Origin of the sequence: Psychroserpens ponticola, from assembly GCF_023556315.2 — a bacterium.
Taxonomy (GTDB): Bacteria; Bacteroidota; Bacteroidia; order Flavobacteriales; family Flavobacteriaceae; genus Psychroserpens; species Psychroserpens ponticola.
On the sequence record NZ_CP116221.1, the window covers coordinates 1,530,898 to 1,554,797 of the forward strand.

General features: G+C 31.7%; 26 protein-coding genes. 14 read left to right on the top strand and 12 right to left on the bottom strand.

Annotated features, from left to right (window positions below; all coding sequences use genetic code 11):
- Nucleotides 1–74 precede the first annotated feature (74 nt).
- The 6 genes from MUN68_RS06740 to MUN68_RS06765 all read left to right on the top strand — a co-directional run bounded on the left by MUN68_RS06740 (nt 75) and on the right by MUN68_RS06765 (nt 7,043).
- Entirely contained in the window at nt 75–233 is a 159-nt protein-coding gene (locus MUN68_RS06740; RefSeq protein WP_249994211.1) for a hypothetical protein, read from the top strand.
- Nucleotides 234–555: 322 nt separating this feature from the next.
- The gene (locus MUN68_RS06745) at nt 556–1,173 is read left to right on the top strand and encodes a hypothetical protein (RefSeq protein WP_249994213.1); all 618 of its coding nucleotides are present in this window, start codon (nt 556–558) and stop codon (nt 1,171–1,173) included.
- Nucleotides 1,174–1,207: 34 nt separating this feature from the next.
- Entirely contained in the window at nt 1,208–1,777 is a 570-nt protein-coding gene (locus tag MUN68_RS06750) for a hypothetical protein (protein ID WP_249994215.1), read from the top strand.
- A 441-nt stretch (nt 1,778–2,218) separates the two neighbouring features.
- Complete coding sequence (locus tag MUN68_RS06755) at nt 2,219–4,957, top strand: S9 family peptidase (RefSeq protein WP_249994217.1); 2,739 nt, start codon at nt 2,219–2,221, stop codon at nt 4,955–4,957.
- An 87-nt stretch (nt 4,958–5,044) separates the two neighbouring features.
- Nucleotides 5,045–5,407: a LytR/AlgR family response regulator transcription factor gene (locus MUN68_RS06760; protein WP_249994219.1), complete on the top strand. Its 363-nt coding sequence runs from the start codon at nt 5,045–5,047 to the stop codon at nt 5,405–5,407.
- Between the two features lie 1,012 nt (nt 5,408–6,419).
- Entirely contained in the window at nt 6,420–7,043 is a 624-nt protein-coding gene (locus MUN68_RS06765) for a YqaA family protein (RefSeq protein ID WP_249994220.1), read from the top strand.
- Between the two features lie 126 nt (nt 7,044–7,169).
- On the opposite strand, the gene MUN68_RS06770 is transcribed toward MUN68_RS06765, so the two are convergent.
- On the bottom strand, nt 7,170–7,892 hold the full coding sequence (locus tag MUN68_RS06770) for a hypothetical protein (RefSeq protein WP_249994222.1): 723 nt from the start codon (nt 7,890–7,892) through the stop codon (nt 7,170–7,172).
- A gap of 3 nt (nt 7,893–7,895) precedes the next feature.
- Nucleotides 7,896–8,591, bottom strand: a complete 696-nt coding sequence (locus MUN68_RS06775; RefSeq protein WP_249994224.1) for a DUF6090 family protein — start codon at nt 8,589–8,591, stop codon at nt 7,896–7,898.
- Nucleotides 8,592–8,771: 180 nt separating this feature from the next.
- On the opposite strand from MUN68_RS06775, the gene MUN68_RS06780 reads away from it, so the two are divergent.
- The 4 genes from MUN68_RS06780 (at nt 8,772) to MUN68_RS06795 (ending at nt 13,566) form a co-directional block, all read left to right on the top strand.
- Nucleotides 8,772–9,599: an OmpA/MotB family protein gene (locus MUN68_RS06780; protein ID WP_249994226.1), complete on the top strand. Its 828-nt coding sequence runs from the start codon at nt 8,772–8,774 to the stop codon at nt 9,597–9,599.
- A 195-nt stretch (nt 9,600–9,794) separates the two neighbouring features.
- Nucleotides 9,795–11,978: a T9SS type A sorting domain-containing protein gene (locus MUN68_RS06785; RefSeq protein WP_249994228.1), complete on the top strand. Its 2,184-nt coding sequence runs from the start codon at nt 9,795–9,797 to the stop codon at nt 11,976–11,978.
- 46 nt (nt 11,979–12,024) lie between these two features.
- Nucleotides 12,025–12,321 carry a DUF3817 domain-containing protein gene (locus MUN68_RS06790; RefSeq protein WP_249994230.1) on the top strand — a complete coding sequence of 99 codons (297 nt, stop codon included), beginning with the start codon at nt 12,025–12,027 and terminating at the stop codon, nt 12,319–12,321.
- Nucleotides 12,322–13,566, top strand: coding sequence for a mechanosensitive ion channel family protein (locus tag MUN68_RS06795; RefSeq protein WP_249994232.1), 1,245 nt, complete (start codon nt 12,322–12,324; stop codon nt 13,564–13,566).
- A 78-nt stretch (nt 13,567–13,644) separates the two neighbouring features.
- On the opposite strand, the gene MUN68_RS06800 is transcribed toward MUN68_RS06795, so the two are convergent.
- Nucleotides 13,645–14,034: an acyl-CoA thioesterase gene (locus MUN68_RS06800; protein ID WP_249994233.1), complete on the bottom strand. Its 390-nt coding sequence runs from the start codon at nt 14,032–14,034 to the stop codon at nt 13,645–13,647.
- 179 nt (nt 14,035–14,213) lie between these two features.
- On the opposite strand from MUN68_RS06800, the gene MUN68_RS06805 reads away from it, so the two are divergent.
- Nucleotides 14,214–14,627 carry a glyoxalase gene (locus MUN68_RS06805; RefSeq protein ID WP_249994235.1) on the top strand — a complete coding sequence of 138 codons (414 nt, stop codon included), beginning with the start codon at nt 14,214–14,216 and terminating at the stop codon, nt 14,625–14,627.
- Nucleotide 14,628: 1 nt separating this feature from the next.
- Here MUN68_RS06805 and MUN68_RS06810 read toward each other — a convergent pair whose 3' ends face one another.
- From MUN68_RS06810 to corA, 5 genes are all read right to left on the bottom strand, one after another.
- Nucleotides 14,629–15,306, bottom strand: a complete 678-nt coding sequence (locus tag MUN68_RS06810; RefSeq protein WP_249994237.1) for a DUF2461 domain-containing protein — start codon at nt 15,304–15,306, stop codon at nt 14,629–14,631.
- Between the two features lie 92 nt (nt 15,307–15,398).
- Nucleotides 15,399–15,584: a hypothetical protein gene (locus tag MUN68_RS06815; RefSeq protein WP_249994240.1), complete on the bottom strand. Its 186-nt coding sequence runs from the start codon at nt 15,582–15,584 to the stop codon at nt 15,399–15,401.
- Between the two features lie 48 nt (nt 15,585–15,632).
- Nucleotides 15,633–15,794, bottom strand: coding sequence for a DUF1328 domain-containing protein (locus MUN68_RS06820; protein ID WP_249994242.1), 162 nt, complete (start codon nt 15,792–15,794; stop codon nt 15,633–15,635).
- Nucleotides 15,795–15,963: 169 nt separating this feature from the next.
- Nucleotides 15,964–16,467 carry a Dps family protein gene (locus MUN68_RS06825; protein ID WP_249994250.1) on the bottom strand — a complete coding sequence of 168 codons (504 nt, stop codon included), beginning with the start codon at nt 16,465–16,467 and terminating at the stop codon, nt 15,964–15,966.
- A 117-nt stretch (nt 16,468–16,584) separates the two neighbouring features.
- Nucleotides 16,585–17,655, bottom strand: coding sequence for a magnesium/cobalt transporter CorA (gene corA, locus MUN68_RS06830; protein WP_249994252.1), 1,071 nt, complete (start codon nt 17,653–17,655; stop codon nt 16,585–16,587).
- A gap of 200 nt (nt 17,656–17,855) precedes the next feature.
- On the opposite strand from corA, the gene MUN68_RS06835 reads away from it, so the two are divergent.
- The 3 genes from MUN68_RS06835 (at nt 17,856) to MUN68_RS06845 (ending at nt 20,468) form a co-directional block, all read left to right on the top strand.
- A complete protein-coding gene (locus MUN68_RS06835) occupies nt 17,856–18,080 on the top strand; it encodes a hypothetical protein (RefSeq protein WP_249994254.1) in 225 nt (74 codons plus the stop codon).
- A gap of 129 nt (nt 18,081–18,209) precedes the next feature.
- Nucleotides 18,210–18,632, top strand: a complete 423-nt coding sequence (locus tag MUN68_RS06840; protein ID WP_249994257.1) for a hypothetical protein — start codon at nt 18,210–18,212, stop codon at nt 18,630–18,632.
- Nucleotides 18,633–18,737: 105 nt separating this feature from the next.
- Nucleotides 18,738–20,468, top strand: a complete 1,731-nt coding sequence (locus MUN68_RS06845) for a sodium:solute symporter family protein (RefSeq protein ID WP_249994258.1) — start codon at nt 18,738–18,740, stop codon at nt 20,466–20,468.
- Here MUN68_RS06845 and MUN68_RS06850 read toward each other — a convergent pair.
- The 4 genes from MUN68_RS06850 to pfkA all read right to left on the bottom strand — a co-directional run bounded on the left by MUN68_RS06850 (nt 20,461) and on the right by pfkA (nt 23,790).
- Nucleotides 20,461–20,823, bottom strand: a complete 363-nt coding sequence (locus MUN68_RS06850) for a methylglyoxal synthase (RefSeq protein WP_249994260.1) — start codon at nt 20,821–20,823, stop codon at nt 20,461–20,463. The two genes, MUN68_RS06845 and MUN68_RS06850, sit on opposite strands and share 8 nt — an antisense overlap.
- Before the next feature lie 3 nt (nt 20,824–20,826).
- A complete protein-coding gene (locus tag MUN68_RS06855; protein WP_249994262.1) occupies nt 20,827–21,687 on the bottom strand; it encodes an N-acetylglucosamine kinase in 861 nt (286 codons plus the stop codon).
- Between the two features lie 78 nt (nt 21,688–21,765).
- Nucleotides 21,766–22,758 (bottom strand): type I glyceraldehyde-3-phosphate dehydrogenase, encoded by a 993-nt coding sequence (gene gap / locus MUN68_RS06860; RefSeq protein ID WP_249994265.1) that lies wholly within the window; start codon nt 22,756–22,758, stop codon nt 21,766–21,768.
- 45 nt (nt 22,759–22,803) lie between these two features.
- Nucleotides 22,804–23,790 carry a 6-phosphofructokinase gene (pfkA, locus tag MUN68_RS06865; RefSeq protein WP_249994266.1) on the bottom strand — a complete coding sequence of 329 codons (987 nt, stop codon included), beginning with the start codon at nt 23,788–23,790 and terminating at the stop codon, nt 22,804–22,806.
- Between the last annotated feature and the right edge of the window lie 110 nt (nt 23,791–23,900).

The following is a 23,900-nucleotide window of genomic DNA, read 5'->3' on the forward strand; positions in this document are numbered from 1 at the left end:
TCTGATTCTTAAATTAGAACTTTAAACTCTATCATTCATCCTACTTTTGAAAGCAATTATCACAATCAATAAAAATGAAAACTAAAAAAAGTAAGAAAGGCGTTAAATTAGGAATAGGGATTATACTAGGCACCATAATAGGCTATATAACCTCAAATATGCAATTATGGTTTGTTCTAGGAATCGCTATTGGAGCGGCATTAGAATATGGTTTAACTAATAATCAATCCTAAATATTGATACAATATTAAACCATAAAATAAATATGATTAATGCATTAGGATTGGCCAATACGGTAAATCAATATGAAATGGAAATGAATATATAAATTGCAGGCAACATAAACTTCTCGTGATAACTCCATGGTTTTATAATTAGGCCATTGAGTTTAGTTAAGAATCACAAAGTAAATTCAGAATTTAATTACCAATCAACAATTCATTATTTTAAATCAACAGTTCGGAAAGTTAACTTCATAATCGCCTGTTTTTACAGGAAGTTTGCACCGTAATTATAAAAATCAATAATCAAAAAACAATCAAAAAACAAACAATTATGAAATCAATTAAAATGAAAACAATCAAAAAACAAATTTTATTAAAAATGGCTTGTATAGTCTTGGCATTAGTATCAAGTATAGCATATGCACAAAACACAAATGTAGAAACAACAACACAAAGAGATGGTTTCATCCTCGAATTCGTAGTAGGTGGAGGCATTATCAGTATAGAAGATAGTGCAGGTATTCAAACATTTGATACATCTCAAGGAACATTCGTTTTTCCAGATTTGAAGTTTGGCTACATGTTAAACGAGAAACTCGCTATTACTCTTTCAATGCCAGGAAACATTTATGAATTTCAGGATAATGACAGGAACTTTGGAGGTTTTATTCCATCGCTACAATATTGGGTAAAAGATCGTTGGTGGATTCATGGAGGTATTGGTTTAGCTATAGATTCGCCAGCACTTTATGATATTAAAGACGATGTAAATGACGATTGGAACTTTGGTTGCGCTGTTATGGCAAGTACAGGTTACGAAATTTACAAAAAGAAAAACTTTGCGCTTAATGTACAGTCTAAATTAGTGCTTGGTCGTACGTCTTTTGATGGAGATGAACATAGAGATGCTTTAATCTTTAATATAGGATTAGGGTTTAGTTGGTTATAGATTAGAATTAACAAATTCACTTAAAATTTTTATTATGAAAAAAACAGTATTTACCTTGATTTTATGCGGACTAACATTAATCGCCAAATCTCAAAACACAAGTGTAGAAAAATCAATATATGGATTACAAACAGGCGTTTTAGGAATCTGGGCATATAATGAAGCAAAACTATCAAATACCATAGCATTGAGAACAGAGATTGGTTTTGATTTTGGTATTTGGGAAACAACTTTTTACGATGATTATGATTCACCATTTCTATTAACACCTGTTATAGTTGTGGAACCAAGGTTCTATTACAACCTCAAAAAACGCTCAGAGAACTCAAAAAGAATTGATGGCAATAGTGGCAATTTTATTGCTTTAAAAATGAGTTATCATCCTGACTGGTTTGTCTTATTTAACACAGACAATGCTCCTATTGTAAGTGATTTTTCTATTATACCTACTTGGGGAATTAGGCGAAATTTAGGAAAGCATTTTAATTATGAAGCAGGTCTTGGTGCAGGATTTAGTTACACATTTGCAAAACGCGCTGGTTATTTAAAAAACAAAAGTGAAATGGAATTAAATATGCACTTGCGTATAGGGTATAGTTTTTAGCATAGATAAAAAAAACAATTCAAAATAGTGTTTTTGAAGCAAGTATCTATGGAGCATTATATTTTACTTCATTATCTAGAATAGGAGTAATGAAGTATTCTATTATAACTGAATTATTATATAACGCATTAAAGTTTTTTAGAAACTTTAATGCATTATATGATATGCTCGAGGATATAAATAAAGTTATTAATGAAATCAGATTAAAAAAATACGACGAACAAAAGTGCCATCGAGTTTTATACTAAGCGTAATTATGTTATACGTGGTAATGTGTGCTTTCCAGATAGAGCATATCCATTTTATTGTATGGAAAAGCAAATAGTTTCTTAGGCTATTGAAATTAACTTCTTTAAGCTGGCTATCCTAAACCACTTACTGTCTACATTTCTTATATTTGTGAAATACCACATATTAATCAATCCATTATACCAATTAATTATGAGAGCCATCCTAAACCAACGACTTTTCAAAATAATTTTCGGACTACTAATCTGTAGCCAATTAAGTTTCGGTCAAACACAAAAACCTCTTACACTAGAGGATTACGCACAATGGAATCAAATAAGAAATACAGCGCTTTCACCAGATGGAAACTATATGACTTATGCCTATACACCAAATGAAGGCGATGCTACACTGCACATTCGTAAACTTGATGCAGATACATTACGAACTGTCATTAACGGAAAAAAAGTAGCCTTTTCAGAGGATAGTAAATGGTTGGCATTTTTTGTTGATCCAACTAAAGAAGCTATAAAAAAACTTAAAAAAGCCAAGGATCCAGTATTAAGTGATTTGCAAATTGTAAATCTTCAATCTAATGTAGTGTCTGAAGTTACAAGCGTTAAGGACTTTAGCTTCTCAAAAACAGCCAAGTTCATCGCCATTCATAAAAATTCAAAGGATAAAAAAGCAGATCATAAAGGAAGTGATTTACTGCTTAAAGATTTAGTAGGCGATAAGACGCTTAATATTGGTAACGTTTCAAATTTCGCCTTTAATAAAGAAGGAACATTCTTGTCTTATCTAGTGGATGCAGATGGAGACAACGGAAATGGAATGTACTTAATAGATTTGAGTAACATGCGTACATGGCCTTTACATACAGGTGCGTTTACCTATAATCAAATGTCATGGAATAAAGAAAAAAAACAAATAGCAGTCCTATTCGGAACAAAGGATGAAGGAAATATTGAATTTAACAACACAATCTATTGGGCTTCAAACCTTACTCCTGGTATGACAACTGTAGGTAATCAAGCAACGTATGCATCAGAAAAAGATGCTAAGTTTCCTAAAAATATGGTTATCAGTGAGTACGCTAGTCTTAATTTTAATGAAGCTGGTACTCAACTAGTCTTTGGTGTAAAAGAACAACAAACCGAATTAAAAGAAGACGATGAACTTAAAGCCAATGTAGATGTTTGGCATTGGAAAGATGAACGCCTTCAATCACGTCAAATCGTACAAGCTAAAAGAGATCAAAAAGCAACATTTAAATCTATTTTAAACCTAGAAAACAAAACGTTTTTCCAATTAGAAAATGACAATATGACTTACGTTAACACTAGCGAAAAGAATATCTGGGCTGTTGGAAGTGTAGACACACTATATCGCAAAAACGTAAACATTCCTGGCGGATTTGAAGATTTATACAGCATCAATACCAAAACAGGAGCAAAGCAGCTTATCGCTAAAAATGTATATAGAAATATGGGCATGTCGCCTAATGGTGATTGGACTTTATTCTCTAAAGATGGTGAGGTAATGGGATATCATTTCGAAAAAGGAAGCTTAACCAATCTAACGGCTAAAACAGGAATTAACTTTAGTGATGAAGATAATGATAAACCTGTTGAAAAACCAACCTATGGTGTGGCTGGATGGTCTAAAGATGGCAATACACTACTTTTGAATCATAAATATGATTTATGGACGATTGCTCTTAATTCAGACATGACAGCTAATCTTACACAAGGTTTAGGTAATGAAGGAAGCATCCGTTTCAGATTGGTGCAACTTGATCCTGAGGCAGAAGCATTTGACCTAACTAAGCCTTTATTACTTTCTGCTTATGGAGATAAGACTAAAAAAGGAGGTTATTATGAAGTAGAAGTAGGCAATACTCCAAAGGTGTTGCGTTATGAAGATAAAATGACTAGCAGAGTTACTAAGGCTAAACATGCAGATAAAGTTATTTTTACAGAACAGACTTTTGTAGACTTCCCAGATTATTGGACTTCTGATCTGTCATTCGAAAAGCCTAAAAAAATAACGAATGCTAATCCACAGCAGTCCAATTACAAATGGGGAAAAAGAGTATTGATAGATTATACAGATGAACGTGGACATGAATTACAAGCAACCTTAGCCTTACCTGCAGATTATGAGCCTGGAAAAACCTATCCAATGGTCGTGTATTTTTATGAAAGAATGTCTCAAAGACATCACGTGTATTCCATGCCAACGTATGATGACAGACCACACATGTCAACCTACGCAAGTAATGGGTATTTGGTATTAATGCCAGATATCATATTTGATGTGGGTTTACCAGGTTCTTCAGCTTTAGATGATGTGACAAGCGCAGTAAAAGAAGTCATCAAACAAGGTTATGCAAATCCTAATAAAATTGGTTTACAAGGTCATAGTTGGGGAGGTTACGAAACGTCTTTTATCGTCACTCAAACCGATATGTTTGCCACTGTAGTAACAGGTGCACCATTAACCAATTTAATCAGTATGTACAATGTGAATTACAAACGTTCTGGGAGTTCAAATGGACCACTTTTAGAATGGTCACAAGGTAGAATGGGAGTAAGCCCTTGGGAAAACATGGAGCTTTACCAAAGTCAATCACCTTTGCATCATGCGCCCAACATCAAAACGCCGTTTCTTATTCTGCATGGTACAGCTGATGGAGCAGTAGATTGGAATCAAGGCTTAGAGTTTTATTCAGCGGCTAGACGATTAGGTAAAGAAGTCATCCTATTATCATATCCAGATGAACCACATCATTTACAAAAAGAAGACAATCAAAAGGATTTCCAAATCCGTATGAAACAGTATTTTGATCACTACCTCAAAGATGCACCTGCACCACTTTGGATGACAAATGGTATTGAGCATTTAGATAAAAAGCGTTTAGGACCAGAGGTGTTGGAGAAGGAGGATTAAAAATAAGCGATTACTACGTTGAACCAACATTCATTATAAATCTGTTATAAATTTAATAGTCTTGTATAAAGTACTTGTTGATATTTATTGGCTTTATTTAAAGGTGTTCATGCATCTCACAAACCCAATCCTACCATTCATAAAATCTTTTCTAATAAACAATATACAATTCATATCTTTACGTTTATGGCTGAAATTAAAGCGGTATTAATAGATGATGAACCAAGTGCGATAAGTGTTTTAGCCAATCTGTTAAAGAGAACATCTTCAAATATCAATATTGTTGCTACTTGTAATAATTTAGAAGATGGTGTAGAGCAAATAAAGAAATTACAACCTAATGCTGTTTTTCTAGATGTACAAATGCCAAATTATGCTGGTTACGAAATTGTAGAATTCTTTGATATCATCAATTTCGATTTCTTTTTTTATCAAGAAAAACAGAATTAATAAAAACTTAAATAGTTCAAAACTTTAAAATTCTATTTTACATATTATTTGAAAGAATTGATTGAGTATCAATTTTTCAAATACAATCAGGTACTTCTATTTTACATAATAAAGAGATAGTTCAGAAAGGTTCAAATAATAGCGAAAATACAATAAGTGCTTAGAATTTTATTTTTTTTAAATTTAAGCTCTTATGGCAAGTCTCTGAGAATTGCTTAGAAAAAAATATAACGCACAAATACTCAAATAAGCCAAATTTTGAATAACAATCAAAAACTAGCTTTTTAAATGCGCTGGCAAGCGGCTGGAAATTGAGTTATAAATAAATTGCAATAAGCAATTTGAATTGTAAAAACAATAAGCGTTGGCAGCGGATATTTTACATAACGTCAAATTATAGTTACAAATGAAACAACTCTGCGAAGCAAACCGCTTATAAGTTTAATTGCCCCAAATTCTGTATATTCTTTAGTAGACTAATGTTTCTGGGGTATTTTACATAGTATAGAATTATAGCTTACGAATGTTAACTAATAGCTTCCCGTAAAATAGCTGTTACATAATTGCTATCGATATGAACCTAAAGGCGTCATATCTGCAACTATGTAAAATAGAACCCAAAAGTTCTATTCGCTATTTTACTCGTACGAATACATTTGTACTATAATTTATATTATGTAAAATAGAATTATTCAATAAACCCAACCTCTTTATAATTGATTGTGTATCCAGAATCAATCATCCTCAGGATGATTACTTCTAGATAGTATGTAAAATAGAATTTAATTGCGTATCCAGAATCAATCATCCACAGGATGATCACTTCTAGGATAGTATGATAAAATGAAAATACCATTATAATTATTATATAGTCTGTGTTTCATGCTACAAAAATTTATCAATACTATAATTAACTATGCACTTCATCGAATAATTTAATAATTACATCGGATTTATAATTCATATATTATATTTATACACCCAAAAGAAACCAACTAAACCTTTAACCTAAATGAAACCTACTACTCGTACACGTGATCTTTCAAGTAAATCCCGATTTCAAGCGTTACACCAATATAATATACAAACTGGTTTTTATGACTTCATTTGGAATGCTTTAAAAACAGCGTTTCCATATATTGTTATATGTATTGTGGCTTTAGTAACGATTAATCAATTTTTTAATATCAATACACTTTTAGTGCGTCTTACTGAAGTCTTACCAGTTTATGGTGTATTGAGTTTCTTTTTCATGTCTGAAACCATTCTTGGTCTCGTTCCTCCCGAAATGTTTATAGCCTGGTCTGGGAAAATGGCGACACCTTGGGTGTTTCTTAGTATTTTGGCACTATTGTCGTATGCTGGTGGTTTAATGTCATATTGGTTAGGGCAACTATCTACAAAGCTTCCATCAATACATCGTTATTTAGAGAACAAAATGGAAAAACAACTTGAAAATTCTAAAAAATGGGGTGGATTTCTAATTGTTGTTGGCGCTTTATTACCTGTGCCCTTTGCTGTGTCTTGCATGACAGCTGGCTTAATAAAATATCCTTTTAAAAGTGTGGCTTATTATGGTTCATTAAGAGTCTTACGCATCTTTGGCTATGGCATCGTTATTTTTAATGTCCTTTAGTAGAGAGCCTATGTCTTCTCATGTAAAATAATAAACTAGTAAAATTGTAGTCTAACAAGACTATTATTAAGAAATCTTTTGTTTAAATAGTCAGCATTGCTGATTTCAAATCATCTCTAAGCATCCCTATTCAGAGATCAACGCTTCTAAATCAGTTTTTGAGGATTGTAAATCATTTTTAAATTCTTCAACAATTTCTCCGTAGCCACTAACATATAAAAATCGTAAAGAGGCTATTCTAGATTTATGACCTTCATCTTTTAGCAAGTAGTTAATGCAATCATTTCTACACACAAAATCAGTAATCAACTCCGTATACCAATCTTGTGTTTTTTCAATGTGTTCAAGATTAGCTGTTATTTTCGTAAAGATAATATCTTCAATATCTTGTATATTCTTCAGATACAATTTAAAATTACCATTAAGTTCTATCAATTCTTGAGAGGCTTTACTATCATCTAATTCAGAGTTGTCTATCAAATTTGTAAGATGTCTATCTAACGATAGCGTAGTGACTTGAAATAAAACGGTAGATAATACGCCATTATCATTAACCATGCTTTTATCGTACTCACGACCTAATACCTTTCGATATGTCTGACCTAAGGTATCTAAATCCTTCTGAAAATCGTTAATGTAAGCAATGTCTTTATCCAATTGCACTAACACCTTTTTATGAAGCTCTAGATTTGCGGTTTCTAATTGATTTTTCTGATTCCAATTATTGATGCCTAAAGCGAATAATATGCCAATTATTACTAAGATAATCTCTCCTATGGCATATACTAAATACTTCTGAAATTGCTTTCCGTTCATGAGTTGAAATCTTTGTTTGTTAAATATTTTCATGCTCTACTCCTGTTTTAAACGTTCATTTAATTCACTTATAGTTTTCTTGTTAAATGACTGAATAGCTTTTAATTGCGGTTCTAAATTGCCATATACAAAGGTAGAATGTACTGCTAATCGTGCTTTATAGTTTTGACTTAGTAAATATGGCATCATATCTGGATGGTCAATTTTTCCTGTAAGTAAATCGCCAATCCATGGCTGTTCTTCTTTAAAATACGTCAAATTATTATCGATATCATCACTAACACGGTCAACGGTTTCTTTGATTAAATTTTCATGAAATCTATGAGTAGCTAATATATTTGAAATTAAAGTGTCTTGCTCAATTTCAGTATCATTGACATATTTTTCTAGTAGACCCATGCCCTTTTGCTGAAGTTTAAATGGAAAATAAGATAATATAATTCCGTAGCCTTCAGGATTTTCTTGATACGTTTTTGCCGAAACACTATCCCCTAAAAAAAGTTGAAAGTGCGCCTTTCTTTCATCTAAATATTTTAAAACTTGACCAACAACCAATGTGTCTACTTCTAAATCTTGTTTATAGACTTGTAAATAAGATTCTAGTTGGTTTTTAGACGCTTTTTTTTCGTTGTAATTATTAATACTCACAGCAATCAAAATACCAATAACGACAAGAATAATTTCTCCGATTCCATATAATAGATACTTTCCAAAACTTTTTTTGGTGACCAATATTTTTCTGTTTTTATTAAAAATACTCATAACTACATCACATTCATTGCAGATGTATAAATATAACTGAACTATTCAGAATTAAAAACTGCTTGTTAATAAAAAATGCCTTTGTATGAAGTCCATATTGTAATTGCTTGCGTAGATATCTATATAAACTAAAACTCAAATTGAAACATTATGAAAAGAATTTCAGTAATTGCATTATCAGCTTTGTTTTTAACAGCTTGTGTATCAAAGAAAAAGTATGTTGCTCTTGAAACCGAAAACGGTGAGATTAAAAGCGAACTCACTAAAACAAAAGTTGAAAAAGAAGAACTTGAAGGCAAATTTGTAGCCATTCAAGCTCGTGTAGATAGTTATAATTCTAAAATTAATTCACTTACCGAAGACAACAATGCTAAACTTGTAAATGTTGATGGAGTTATGGTTTCAGAAAACCAAAAGGCAGCCTTAAAAGAATCTCTTAAAAAGGTACCTCCTGCTTACCTTGCTACAGCAAAAACGTTGAAAGATTCAATGAATCTTGCGATTCAATTCAACCTAAAAGAGTCCATGGGAAACATTGAAGAAGACGATGATATTTCTATTAAAATAGAAGAAACTGTAGTGATGATCTCTATTTCAGATAAGATGTTATTCAAATCTGGTAGTTATAAAATAAGTGATAAGGCAAATGTAATCCTACAAAAAATTGCAAATGTTGTAAATTCTGAAGAAAGCTTAGATATTATGGTCGAAGGTCATACTGATGATAAAGCAATGAAAAATACAGCTTCAGTAAAAGACAATTGGGATTTAAGTGTATTGCGTGCAACTTCTGTAGTTAGAAAATTGCAAAGTGAGCACAATGTAGCTCCAGAAAAACTTATTGCAGCTGGACGAAGTTTTTACCAACCTTTAGTTAACAATGATACAAAAGAAAATAGAGCAACAAACCGAAGAACACGAATTGTTATTTTACCAAATATTGACAAATTCTTTGCGATGATGGCTTCAAAAGAATAAAATGTAATTGAAAAATCCCTATATAAATTTTTAGTTAATCCATGAAAGACTACTGTTTTAAACAGTAGTCTTTTTTTATTCTTACAAGTTAATTGTCTAAATATTAGACATTTAATCGAAGTTGTGTAAGTATTTTTTTGTCAATTCAAAAACTTTTTTAATTTTACTGTATAACTTTTAACCTACTGATTACCAATGAAAAAAATTACATTATTATTTTTTATCGTATTCACCTCTATAATTTCTTTAGCAAATGCACAGCAATCTGTTGCGCGTGAGTGGAATGAAGTATTATTAGATGCCGTTCGTTCAGACTTTGCTAGACCTACTGTACATGCAAGAAATTTATTTCACAGCTCTGTGTTAATGTATGATGCTTGGGCTATTTTTGATTCTCAAGCAGAAACAGTATTCTTAGGAAAAACCTTTAATGGCTACAATTGTGTATTTAACGGAATTTCAACACCTTCAGATACAGATGCAGCAACACATGAAGTGATTAGTTATGCGATGTTACGACTTCTTAAACATAGATTTGCTAATTCTCCTGGTAATGCTGAAATCACCATAGAGATTGATGATTTATTTTCAAGTTATGGTTATAATGACGCTATAACTTCTGAAGATTATAGTACAGGGTCCTATGCTGCTTTAGGGAATTATTTAGCAGCCCAAATGATTGCTTTTGGATTGGATGATAATTCTTTTGAACAGTTTGGATATCCTAATTCATATTATACACCAGAGAATGATCCTCTCATTTTAGAATTGTATCAAGATAATACAGGAATTAATCCAAATAAATGGCAACCATTAGCATTTGATATGTTTGTAGATCAAAGTGGTCATATTTTTCCTAGTGAAACACCAGCTTTTTTAAGTCCAGAATGGGGAACTGTAAAACCGTTTTGTTTAGTTCCTGAAGATTTAGATGTTTTAAATGATGGTTTTGATTGTTATGTTTATAATGATCCAGGACCTCCTGCTTATATTCAAAATTCTAATGAAGATGGAATTGATGATCCTTATAAGTGGAATTTTGCTTTAGTAGCTTCTTGGTCGTCACATTTAGATCCAACAGATCCAACAATGATAGATATTTCTCCTGGAGCTATTGGGAATTTTGATTTAGTTAATTTTCCAGAAACTTTTGAAGAATATAAAACATTTTATGATTTCACTAATGGAGGTGATGCTAGTACAGGTCATGCATTAAATCCATCAACAGGTTTAGCCTATGCGCCAAATATGGTGAAGCGTTCAGATTATGCTAGAGTTCTAGCTGAGTTTTGGGCAGATGGACCAGATTCTGAAACACCTCCAGGACACTGGTTTACTTTAATGAATTACGTGAGTGATCATCCAGATGTCGTTAAAAAAATTGGTGGAGTTGGTTCTACACTAGATGATTTAGAATGGGATGTAAAGTGTTATTTGGCACTTGGTGGAGCTATGCATGATTCTGCAGTGAATATATGGGGAATTAAAGGTTACTACGATTATATTCGTCCGATTTCTGCCATAAGATATATGGCTGGAAAAGGTCAAAGTAGCGATGCAATGTTACCAAATTATGATCCTCATGGTATGCCATTAATTCCAGGATTAATAGAGCAAGTGCAATCAGGTGAAGAATTAGCTGGAGCTGGAGATGAAAATGTTGGAAAAATCAAAATATTTGCTTGGAGAGGTCCAGACTTTATTAATGATCCAGAAACTGATGTTGCTGGTGTAGATTGGATTTTAGGTGAACATTGGTGGCCTTACCAAAGAGGAACATTTGTTACGCCACCTTTTGCAGGCTACTTATCAGGTCATTCTGCATTTTCAAGAGCGGCTTCTGAAGTGTTGACACGTTTAACTGGAGATCCATTTTTTCCAGGAGGAATGGGGACTTTCGATTTAGTACAAAATGACTTTTTAGTGTTTGAAGTTGGTCCTACTGAAAACATGACATTACAATGGGCTACGTATCGTGATGCTTCAGATCAAACTAGTTTATCAAGAATTTGGGGTGGAATTCATCCTCCTATCGATGATATTAGAGGTCGAATTATTGGAGATAAAATAGGTAATGATGCGTTTGATTTTGCTTTAGGTTTTTTCGAAGGAACATTAAGCAATTCTACAGTTGCTATAGAAGATGCAATTAGCCTCTATCCTATTCCATTTAAGGATGAGCTTGTAATTTCAAATCTTGGTAACAAGCCTTTGCGTGTAGAACTCTATAGTCTTGACGGTAAGCGAGTGTATCTATCTGATGTTTTTCAAAATAGTACTCAATTACAACTATCATCTTTGGTTTCAGGTTTGTATTTTGCTAAATTCATTGATAGTAATAACTCAACTGTATTCGTTAAAAAAGTTGTTAAAAACTAGATATAGTAAGTCATATAAGGTACTTTTGCATTCAAATTAGTGCCTTATGTTTTCGTTATTTAATAGTTTTAAAACAATAGCCCTTTTAGAAGGTATCTCTTATCTCGTTTTGTTTGGGAACATGCTTTTTATTAAGCCTTATTTTTTAGATATTTATCAAGTTTTGTTGTTTCCAATAGGAATGGCTCACGGTTTGCTATTTATGGCTTATATCGTATTAGCAGTTTTGCTCGCAGCTAAACTAAAGTGGAATGGTAAAACTTTATTAATCGTACTTGTAGCATCAATTATCCCGTTTGGAACATTCTATGTGGATAAAACTTACTTGAAAAAAACGAAATAAATGGAATCTATTCGTCATTTTTTTTATGATTATTTTATGTCGTTTGGTCTTGCAGAAGTTTCGGCAAAGTACCTAAACATGATAAGTTTACTAATTATATTAGCGATTCTACTTTTTATTGCTGATAGAATTACTAGAAAGATTATTATAACGTTTTCTAACCGTTTTTCTGAAAGAACAAAAACAAACTTTGATGATTTATTAGTCAATAATCGTGCACCAAGACGCATTGCACATTTAGTTCCTTTAATACTTACTATTAAACTATTTCCAATAGTATTTCATGATTTTCCTCAATTTGAGACATATATTATTATGCTCATAAAAGTCTATGGAATTATATTGACCATTTGGATTATTAGAAGTATTCTTAAAACATTTGAATCCTACTTCAAAACTTTACCAAAATTAAAAGATAAACCAATAGATAGCTACATACAAGTTGCTATGCTTTTTATTTGGATTATTGGTGTTGCATCAATGCTAGCCATTATTATTGATTTATCATTTATTAAATTTTTCACAACACTTGGAGCAGCTTCTGCTGTATTACTGTTGATATTTAAAGATACCATTCTTGGTTTTGTGGCAAGCATTCAAGTGGCTATAAATGATAGTGTTCGAATTGGCGATTGGATTACAATGGAAAAATATGGTGCTGATGGCGAAGTGATTGAAATTAATTTATCTACAGTTCAGGTTCAGAATTTTGATATGACCATTACCAATATCCCAACGTTTGCGTTAATTTCAGATTCTTATAAAAACTGGAGAGGCATGCAATCTTCAGGAGGTAGACGAATTAAGCGCTCCATTATTCTGAAGGCGAAAAGCATTAAATATTTAAAAGCGGATGATATTTTAAAACTGAAAGACATTCAGCTAATAACAAAATATTTAGACGCTCGAGAAAAAGATATTTCTGACTATAATACTGAAAAAGAAATTGATAAATCGGCCTTAATTAATGGTCGTAATCTTACTAATGTTGGAGTCTTTAGAAAGTACATGCAAACCTATGTAGAAAATCATTCGGGAATTAATAAAGACATGACAATTATGGTTCGACAGCTAGAACCTACACCATATGGTTTGCCTTTAGAGATTTATTGTTTTAGCAGTGATAAACGTTGGGAAAACTATGAATATATTATGGCAGATATTTTTGATCATGCCTTAGCAGCAGTCTCATATTTTGATTTAGAAGTATTTGAGTATCCAACTAAATTTATGGATACTCAATAAAAATATATTTTTATTTCAGTAGTGCTCAAGGTGACAAATGCCTATGTTAAAATGATAAGCTTCTCTATAATAGGTTACCTATTCCTCTAATCTATCTTTTACAAATTCTATCTCTGTTTTTCCATGAGGTTTTGGTTTTCCATCCTCACCAAGATTTACCATGATGATATTATCGACTGTTAAGATGGTTTCTCTTGTCATTTTATTTCGTACTTCAGATTTTAGAGTTAATGATGATTTACCAAATTTTATAACTTCAATACCTATTTCAATAATATCACCTTGCTTTGCTGATGACATGAAGTTAATTTCTGAAATATACTTCGTAACAATTTTTGAATTCTCTAATTGAATAATCGTATATAGTGCTGCTTCTTCATCAATCCATGCTAAAAGCTGTCCTCCAAATAAAGTTTGATTTGGATTTAAATCTTCGGGTTTAACCCATTTACGTGTGTGGAATCTCATAGTTGTTTCATTGTTTTCACCAAAGATAATTCTTTGTGATTTTTTATGCTACAAAAAGATATTACGATGTTCAATACTGTAATAATAATATTGTATTTGTTAATAAGACAGTTAACAAGATAAAACAGACCCAATATATAAGCGTATCATAATCTCTATTTTTAGTTAAAATTAAAGCCATGAATGATCGATCTACGAATTTGAAATCCATCAGACCCATTATAGCAACAGCTCTAGTTAATGATAATATGTCTTCAGACGAATGCTTTCAGAATGCAACCATACGTCCAATAGTTAAAATGCAAAATCATTTACTCGTTTTAGTATTTAGAAATTATATTACGAAACGGAAAAATGTATTTTATGATTTATCCTTACAAAAACAATTGGCTTATATTGAGAATGCTATTCATAAAGATATGAAGTTTAGAAACTCAATAAAAGGAATGATTATCGGACAATTTACTGTGGAAGAATATGAACTTTATATTCAAAATTCTTCAGCATTAAATAAACGAATGATGAGTATCGTAAAAGAACGTTTGGTTCGTAATATACAAGTGTTTGCAGAGCCTTTAGCGAAAGCGATTTAGTTTAAATAATCGATTCACCATTAAGATTGGTTGTGAGTACATCACTCATATAATCAAAAAACGGACGAATTGCTTTAAATGAATCATTAACATTGTCTATAAAATCACTACTAAGCACCTCTTTATCTGTATATTTTTTCGTAAAAATGTATTGCTTTTTTCGTATTAGATCAATTGCTGGATGTTCTTTATCAAAATCTCTAGGAGCAGTTTTTAATTCATCACCGACAATGTTTCCCCAAACCGATTTAAAAGCTTTTTGACTGATGATCTTTCTAATGTCTTCAGCATCTTGTTCAAATTCGCGTCTAATTCTTAATAAGTCATCTTTATTAGGTTCCCAAAAACCTGTTGCAATAAACGATTCGTTATTAGGTTGTATATGTAAATAATAACCACCTCTTAATTCTGGTTTTTTTCGTCCAAAAGAACCACCAAAATGTGTTTTGTAAGGCAATTTGTTTTTTGAAAAGCGCACATCACGATAAATCCGAAACATTTTAAATTTATCTACTTGGTCATGTTTACTAAGTTTTTCAAATAATTGATGATACACTTGTTTTACTTCAGCTTCAATCTCTTTGAATTCTTTTTTATGATCATTAAACCAATCGCGATTGTTATTCTTCTCTAAGGTTTTAAAAAAAGTAAAGGTTTCTCTAGGTATCGTTTCGTTCATATTAATTTTTGTCTAATTGCAAATATGTGATTAAAAGTACAAAAAAAGTCTCGACAATAGTGCCGAGACTTAAGCTAATACAATTGTATTAATTATTTATTATCATCAGTGATGTCTTCAACTTCATCTTCAACGTCATCTGCTGCATCTTCGATAGCATCGCCTGTGTCTTCAATAGCTTCTTCAACTTTTTCGCTTGCAGTTTTTTCTTCTCTGCAACTTGTAGTTAATAAACTTAAACTAAATAATGCGATAAATAAATATGTTAATTTTTTCATTTTGAATGGTTTTTAATAGTTGTAATTTGTTTTTAAAGTGCTCTGCTCCTATTTTTTTACGATGCCTTTTAATAAGGATAATATAAAAAGGACTATGAAAATATAGAAACATATTTTAGCAATTCCTGCTGATGCTCCAGCAATTCCACCGAAACCTAAGATTCCAGCTATAATTGCTATAATTATAAATGTGATTGTCCAACGTAACATAATTTTAAAATTTTAATGATTAGTATTGAGTGTGTCTGACGATCAGAACTCTTGAATTTCTAATAATTTTATAGAATAGTTACCTATCAAACGTAGATGATATTGTTGTAATTTGCTAGATAGATTTTGTTGAATTTGCCTTTATGTATGCAAATAGTGATGTGTCGAATTAAGATTCAATCATATCAACTTTCAATTTATCAGACGTGTTTTTTGTCCATGCATTTAGCATCCAACTTGATTTTTCCAAGCCTCTGATATAAGCTCCAATCAAATCTAAAGTGCCTTCATCTGAAGCATTTTCGGCTTTTTTAATCACATTACTCATTTGTTTAAGTAATATTTTATGATCGTTAAGGGTTTCAATGACCATATCTCTGTCAGATTTTAGAGGCGATACTTCCTTAACCTCAGAAATTTCTAAGTAATCACTCAACTTACTCATTGGATGATGCCTTAGTGTTAATACTCGTTCTGAAATTTCATCTATTTTTATTCGAGCATCAGTGTATAATTCTTCAAACTTAGTGTGTAAATCGAAAAAATTTTCTCCTAAAATATTCCAATGGAAACTTCTTAGTTTTTGGTAATATACATGGTAGTTAGCCGATAGTGTATTTAATTCTACAACAACTGGGATTAAATTTTCATCTTTCATATTCAAATAACTCATCGTGTTTATTTTTAGTGTTAATAATTAATTACACTATATAAACTATAGGATATTTGAGATTTGGCAAGCGTTTTAACGACCTTTAACGATATCAAGATTCGTTTAACATAAATTATGTTAAAGCCACTTCTTCTTTCTAAAATAAATTAACATAAAAATGAAAAGAACAAACATAACGGCAAGTAAAATGTAGTATCCATTTTGAGATTGTAGCTCTGGCATATTAGTGAAATTCATACCGTAAATACCTGCAATAAAAGTTAAAGGAATAAAAATAGTAGCAATAATGGTTAGTACTTTCATGACTTCATTCATTTTATTGCTAATGATGGTCATGTACATATCCATTAAACTCCAGACCATTTCGCGATATAAATCAATAGACTCATTGACTTGTATAATATGATCATATAAATCTCTTATATAACTTAGAGATTTTTCATCAATAATTGTATTGTCTAATTTTTCAAGCTTGTTTATGACTTCTCGTAACGGAAATATAGAGCGTCTTATTTTTAAAACCTCTTGTTTTAAATACTGAATTTGACTTGGTGTATTTGTATTATCTGCTTTAGATTCAAAAATATTGGCTTCTAAATCTTCAATTTTATCTCCTACTGCTTCAATAACACTAAAATAATTATCTACAACAGCATCCAAAATTGCGTACATTAAATAATCGGCACCTTGCGAACGTATTCTACCTTTAGCAGTTTCAATGCGTTCTCTTAAATCATCAAAAATATCACCATCAGCTTCTTGGAATGTTAATACATAATCTTTACCAACGACCATACTTAAATGCTCGTATTGTAAAATATCATTATCCTTAAAATATAACATTTTGAAAACAATAAAAATATAATTTTGGAACTCTTCAAGCTTAGGTCTTTGACTCGTGTTAACTATATCTTCAAGAGTTAATGGATGTAAATTATAATGTTCACCAAGTTTCTCGATATCTTTTAAGTTGTTGAGTCCGTTTATGTTAATCCAAGTAACTTGTTTGTTTCCTTCAAAGTTGAACCCGTCTTCTACATTGTTGCTATCAATTTTTTTAAAAGCCGCATTTGAATAGTTAATAATATCTACTACTGTTTTTAAAGCTGCTTTTTTTCCTCTATATGCCATTGTTCCTGGAGGCAAATTTGAAGCTTTATATGCTCTTTTTTTAGTTTTGACTTTCATTAAATATTAAATTTTAGACCTATGTTAAAAGTATAAAAACTATTTGGTATAGCATTAATCAATTTATTAATAACTATTAGCTATAAAAAATGCTGTTTTAGTATTTGTTATTGATTTACTTTTGATAAATTAAAGTAAGGCTTGCATATTTATTTTATTTTCACTAATATGCAAATTCAATCCTTCATAAAATATTACACATGGGAAGACCTCCAACGAAACCTATAAAATTCAGAGATGGATTTTATATCGAATTAAGAAACAAAGGAAAAAATTCTGGTATTAAGTTACATAGAGATACTAAAGAACAAATGTTAAGAACCATTAAGGAGTACGAACTAACTAAAGACGTATATATTCTTGGTGAATCTAAAAATGGAAAATGGGTAACTAAAACACCTGTTTTGCATGTCGTAGAAGATTAATTACATATTTTTTTTATAAGTTATTCCTTTCTTGAATTTGCGTAAAACGTAAATACAAGGAAGGTTTTTTTATGTTTTAGCAATTATTTTCATAAATTGTTGTCAATAACTAACTAAATGTAAAATATTATGACTGATTATTCAAACTCAAAACCACCTGTTTGGTTTTGGATCATTGCTGTAGTTGCCCTTATTTGGAATGGTATGGGAGTTTTAATGTATCTCACTCATGCTTTTATGACAGATGATATGATTGCAGCATTACCAGAAGAACAACAAGCTGAGTTTTTAATTGAACACCCTTCTTGGTATACAGCTGCATTTGCTTTAGCAGTTTTTTGTGGAGCTCTAGGCTGTCTTGCCTTGTTAATTAGAAAAAAATGGGCTTTTATGCTCTTTCTAATTTCATTTGTAACCGCTACAATTCAACAAGTATATATTATAGCTACTGTAGAAGGAGCAAGTCCAGTAATGCCATTAATGGTTATTATAGTTTGTGCGTTTTTAGTATGGTTTTCAAAAATGTCTTCCGCAAAAGGATGGCTTAAATAAGAGGTTTACAAATCAAAATTTCTAAAAGGTATTAGTTAAGCGCTGATGCCTTTTTTATTTCAATTTATATATTAGATTTGTGACACTAACACTTCAATTTCTATTATGACTATTTCTACACTTGATTGGGTTATTATAATTTCTTTTTTAATACTCTTTGCTGGCATCGGAATTTATGTATCTAAACAAGCTGGAAAAAGCTCTAAAGCATTTTTTCTGTCAGGACGCAATATGCCTTGGTGGTTGCTAGGTGTTAGTATGGTGGCAACAACGTTTGCTGCTGATACTCCAGGACTAGTAACTCAACTTGTAAGACAAAATGGTGTTTCAGGAAATTGGGTATGGTGGGCAATGTTGCTAACAGGTATGCTTACTGTATTTTTTTATGCTAAACTTTGGCGGAAAAGTGAAATTACAACAGATTTAGAATTTTATGAATTACGCTATAGCGGAAAAATTGCAGGCTATTTAAGAGGATTTAGAGCGATTTATTTGGGTGTTATTTTTAATGTTATAACAATGGCAGGAGTTTGTTTGGCTGGAGCAAAAATCGCAAATATCCTTTTAGGAATATCTCAAGGAGAAATGCTTCTCTACTCTTCTATTATTGTAGTCATTTATTCTGCTTTTGGAGGTTTGAAAGGTGTTTTGATAACGGATTTTATTCAGTTTATTATCGCAATGATTGGAAGCGTTTGGGCAACCATTTATATTGTAAACTTGCCAGAAATTGGAGGCACTACAAATTTATTAACACATATAAATGTGAGTGATAAATTAGCGTTTTTTCCAGATTTTAGCGATACTGAAGCCTTAGTGACCATGTTAATTATTCCTTTAGCTGTTCAATGGTGGAGTACTTGGTATCCTGGAGCAGAACCTGGAGGAGGCGGTTATATAGCACAACGAATGTTAGCTGCAAAAGATGAAAAGCATGCCACTTGGGCTACACTTTTTTTTAATGTGGCACATTATGCTATTCGTCCTTGGCCATGGATTATTGTTAGTTTGGCATCTTTAGTCGTGTTTCCTAGTTTAGAAAGTATAAACCATGCATTTCCTGGACTATCTTCTTCAATGCAAGGTGAAGATGTCGCTTATGCTGCAATGATGACTTATTTGCCTTCAGGATTAATTGGTATTGTTTTATTATCACTTATTGCAGCTTTTATGAGTACAATTTCAACGCAGTTAAATTGGGGAAGTTCTTATATCGTAAACGATTTTTATAAGCGTTTTTTAAACCCGAATGCTACTGATAAAGATGAAGTTTTAGTTGGGCGAATTTCAACTGTAGTACTTATGATTTGCGCTGCATTATTTTCATTCTTTTTACAATCGGCAGGTGAAGTTCTCAATTTATTATTACAGATTGGTGCAGGTACAGGCTTGCTGTTTATTTTAAGATGGTTTTGGAGTCGAATTAATCCGTATAGTGAAATTGCAGCTATGATTATCTCATTTGTAATTGCAGTGTTCTTTTTTGTTAACGGAAAGCTAGATACTCCAATGATAGAACTTGCTGGTCATTGGCAATTAGTCTTTGGTGTTGTTGTTACGACTATTGGATGGTTGATTGTTACATTACTGACTAAGCCTACTGATGATGATACGCTTCAAACGTTTAATGCTTTAATTTTTGGAAAAGAATCTAAATTTAAAGGCTTCGGAATGAAAATTCTAGGGTTTTTTAGTGGAGTTATTGGTGTGTATTGTACATTATTTGCAATTGGAAACTTTATCTACGGAAAAACAGCATTAGCTTTTGGATTGTTAGCAATAACAGGAGTATGTGCTTTTGTAATTATTAAATCATTTAAAGCAGAATCTAAATAGCTTTGATTAATAATTCTGCTGTAGCAGGATTGGTAGCTAAAGGAACATCATGAACATCACATAAGCGCATTAGCATAAGTACGTCTGGTTCGTGAGGATGTTTTTCAAGAGGATCTCTAAAAAATAACACCATATCACATTTACCTTCAGCAACTCTCGCAGCTATTTGTGCATCACCTCCTAAAGGACCAGAAAGTAAACGTTCTACTTCAAATCCAGCTTTCTTAACTTTTTTTCCAGTAGTTCCTGTAGAAATTAAATTAATACTTTTGTGGAGTAGAATTGCTCTATGTTCATTTAAGAATTGAACCATTTCAGCTTTCTTTCCATCATGTGCGATAATAGCTATTTCCATGATTTATAATTCGTTAGTGTGATATTTAACTAAACCTTCAATTGGTCGTCTTTCAAAATTGCCGACTGTAAAACCTAACTCGTTAGCAACTTGGATTATTTCATCTTTTGCAAAATAAGCTATAGATCCTGCAAAATGAACTGGAACCGTTTTTAATTCTTCTTTAAATTGAAAAATCATGTTATTAGTAAAAAGGCGGAATCCTTTTTTTATCAATTCAACAATATATTCAGAATCCTTATTTAAAAACATAAACTCAGCAAAATTTGCTAAGTAAGCATTTGGATTAGGCTGTTTATAAAGATTGTATTTAATGTAATCTGCTTCTACATTATATTTATGCTCAAATGCTATTTTAATATCTTCTGGCATATTGTTGAAATAGTAATCTTTAATTAATTCCTTTCCGTAATAATTTCCAGAGGCTTCATCCATTAGTGTGTATCCTAACGATACAACACGTTGATGTAATTTATTACCATCAAAATAACTACAATTAGATCCTGTTCCCATAATACAAACTACAGCTGCTTCTGCATTATGATTAATAGTAGCTCTTATAGCTGCCATTGTATCTTCTTGAACATCAACTATTGCATTTGTAAAAATTGATTCTAAAATTTCAGTGAGTGCTAATCTTGGTTTCGCAGTACCACAACCTGCACCATAAAAAAAAATATGAGTTACTTTATCTTTAAATTGCATTAACTCATCACTTTTTTTGATGATTTTAGAAAGCTTTTTCTCTTTTAAAATGGCAGGATTAAGACCTTTTGTACGAATTTTTTCATGCATTTGACTTCCTTCTTTGTCAATTACAATCCAATCACATTTTGTAGAACCGCTATCTGTTATTAAAATCATAGTTATGGGTTAAATAAATAAATCTGTAGTTGATTAAACAAATTAAGTTTTCAACTACAGATTTAAAATGAATTCTATTTATAATGAATTAACCTTTTGAGCTAAATCAACTAATTTATTTGAATACCCGAACTCGTTATCGTACCAAGCTACAAGCTTAAAGAATTTTGAATTTAATTCAATAGCAGAATCTGCATCAAAAACACTTGTTCTTTCTTCACTAACGAAATCTTGAGATACTACAGCGTCTTCAGTATATCCCATTACACCTGCCATTGATCCTTCAGAAGCTTTTTTAACAGCAGCTTTAATTTCTGCTAAAGATGTCTCTCTTGAAGTTTTAACAGTTAAATCAACTACAGAAACATCTACAGTTGGAACTCTAAAAGCCATACCAGTTAATTTTCCATCTAATTCAGGAATTACTTTTCCTACAGCTTTTGCAGCACCTGTAGACGTTGGTATAATATTATTTAATGCGCTACGACCTAAACGGTAATTTTTACGTGAAGGTGCATCTACTGTAAATTGTGTAGAAGTTGCTGCATGGATTGTAGTCATTAAAGCTTCTTCAATCCCGAAGTTATCTTCAATGATTTTTGCTAAAGGCGCTAAGCAGTTTGTTGTACATGATGCATTAGATGTAATCGTATGACTAGCAGTTAATTTATCATCATTTACGCCCATTACAAACATTGGAGCATCTTTACTAGGTGCAGAGATTACTACTTTTTTAGCACCACCATCTATATGATATTGAGCAGTTTCTAAAGTTGTAAAGATACCTGTGCATTCAGCAACTACATCAACACCAGCTTCATCCCATTTTAAATTTTTAGGATCTCTTTCTGCTGTAACTCTTATTGTTTTTCCGTCAACTACTAGATTACCATCTTTAACTTCAACGTCACCATCGAATCTTCCATGAACAGAATCATACTTTAATAAGTATGCTAAATGTTCTACATCTAATAAATCGTTAATTGCTACAACATCAACATCATTGCGTTTTACAGTTGCTCTAAATACGATTCTACCAATTCTACCAAATCCGTTTATTCCTAATTTCATCTTTTTAGTTTTCTAATTATTTATATTCAATTATTTTGAGATTACTTATATAGACATGATATCTGATACACGTAATAATTCTAAATTTATTTTTGATTGTCCTTTAATAGCTTGATCTAAAGGCGTCAATGCCATAACATCATTTTTTAAGCCAACCATACAATTTGTTTTTCCTGTAATTAAGCTTTCAACAGCCTTCACTCCCATTCTACTCGCTAATACGCGATCAAAACAGGAAGGAGAACCACCACGTTGCATATGACCAAGTACAGAAACACGTACTTCATATTCGGTCATGTGTTCTTCGACGTAATCTTTTAGTTCAAATACACTTTTTCCGATTTTGTCACCTTCAGCCACAACTACTATACTAGATGATTTTCCAGATTGTTTACTGCGCCTTAAAGATTCTAAAAGACGATCTAAACCTAAGTCTTCTTCAGGAATTAAGATTTCTTCAGCTCCTGCTCCAACACCTACATTTAATGCAATATGTCCGACATCTCTTCCCATGACTTCAACAAAAAATAATCTGTTATGAGAACTTGCAGTATCTCGAATTTTATCGATGACATCTACAACTGTATTTAAAGCTGTATCGTAACCTAAAGTATGCGTGGTTCCGAAGATATCATTATCAATCGTACCAGGAATACCCATGACTGGCATATTATACTCTTGACTAAAAATCATTGCTCCAGTAAAACTACCATCACCACCAATAACTACAAAGGCATTAATACCTGCTTTTACAAGTTGTTCATGTGCTTTTTTGCGTCCTTCGACTGTTCTGAATTCTTTTGAACGCGCTGATTTTAAAATTGTACCACCTTTATTAATAATGCCTTTTACACTACGTGCATTCATGGATTTGAAATCCCCTTCAATCATGCCTTCGTAGCCTCTATAAATACCGATACATTCGATGTTGTGAAACGCACATGTTCTTACGACAGAACGGATTCCAGCATTCATTCCTGGAGAATCTCCTCCAGAGGTTAATACTCCTATTTTCTTAATGGTGTGTAACATAAAAACACGTTTGTTTTAGTAAAATTAGTAAACATAAACTAAATTAACTGTGGTATTTGTGATAATTTAACAGCACGAAAAAATTTCAAACGTTTTCGTTAATAACTAAT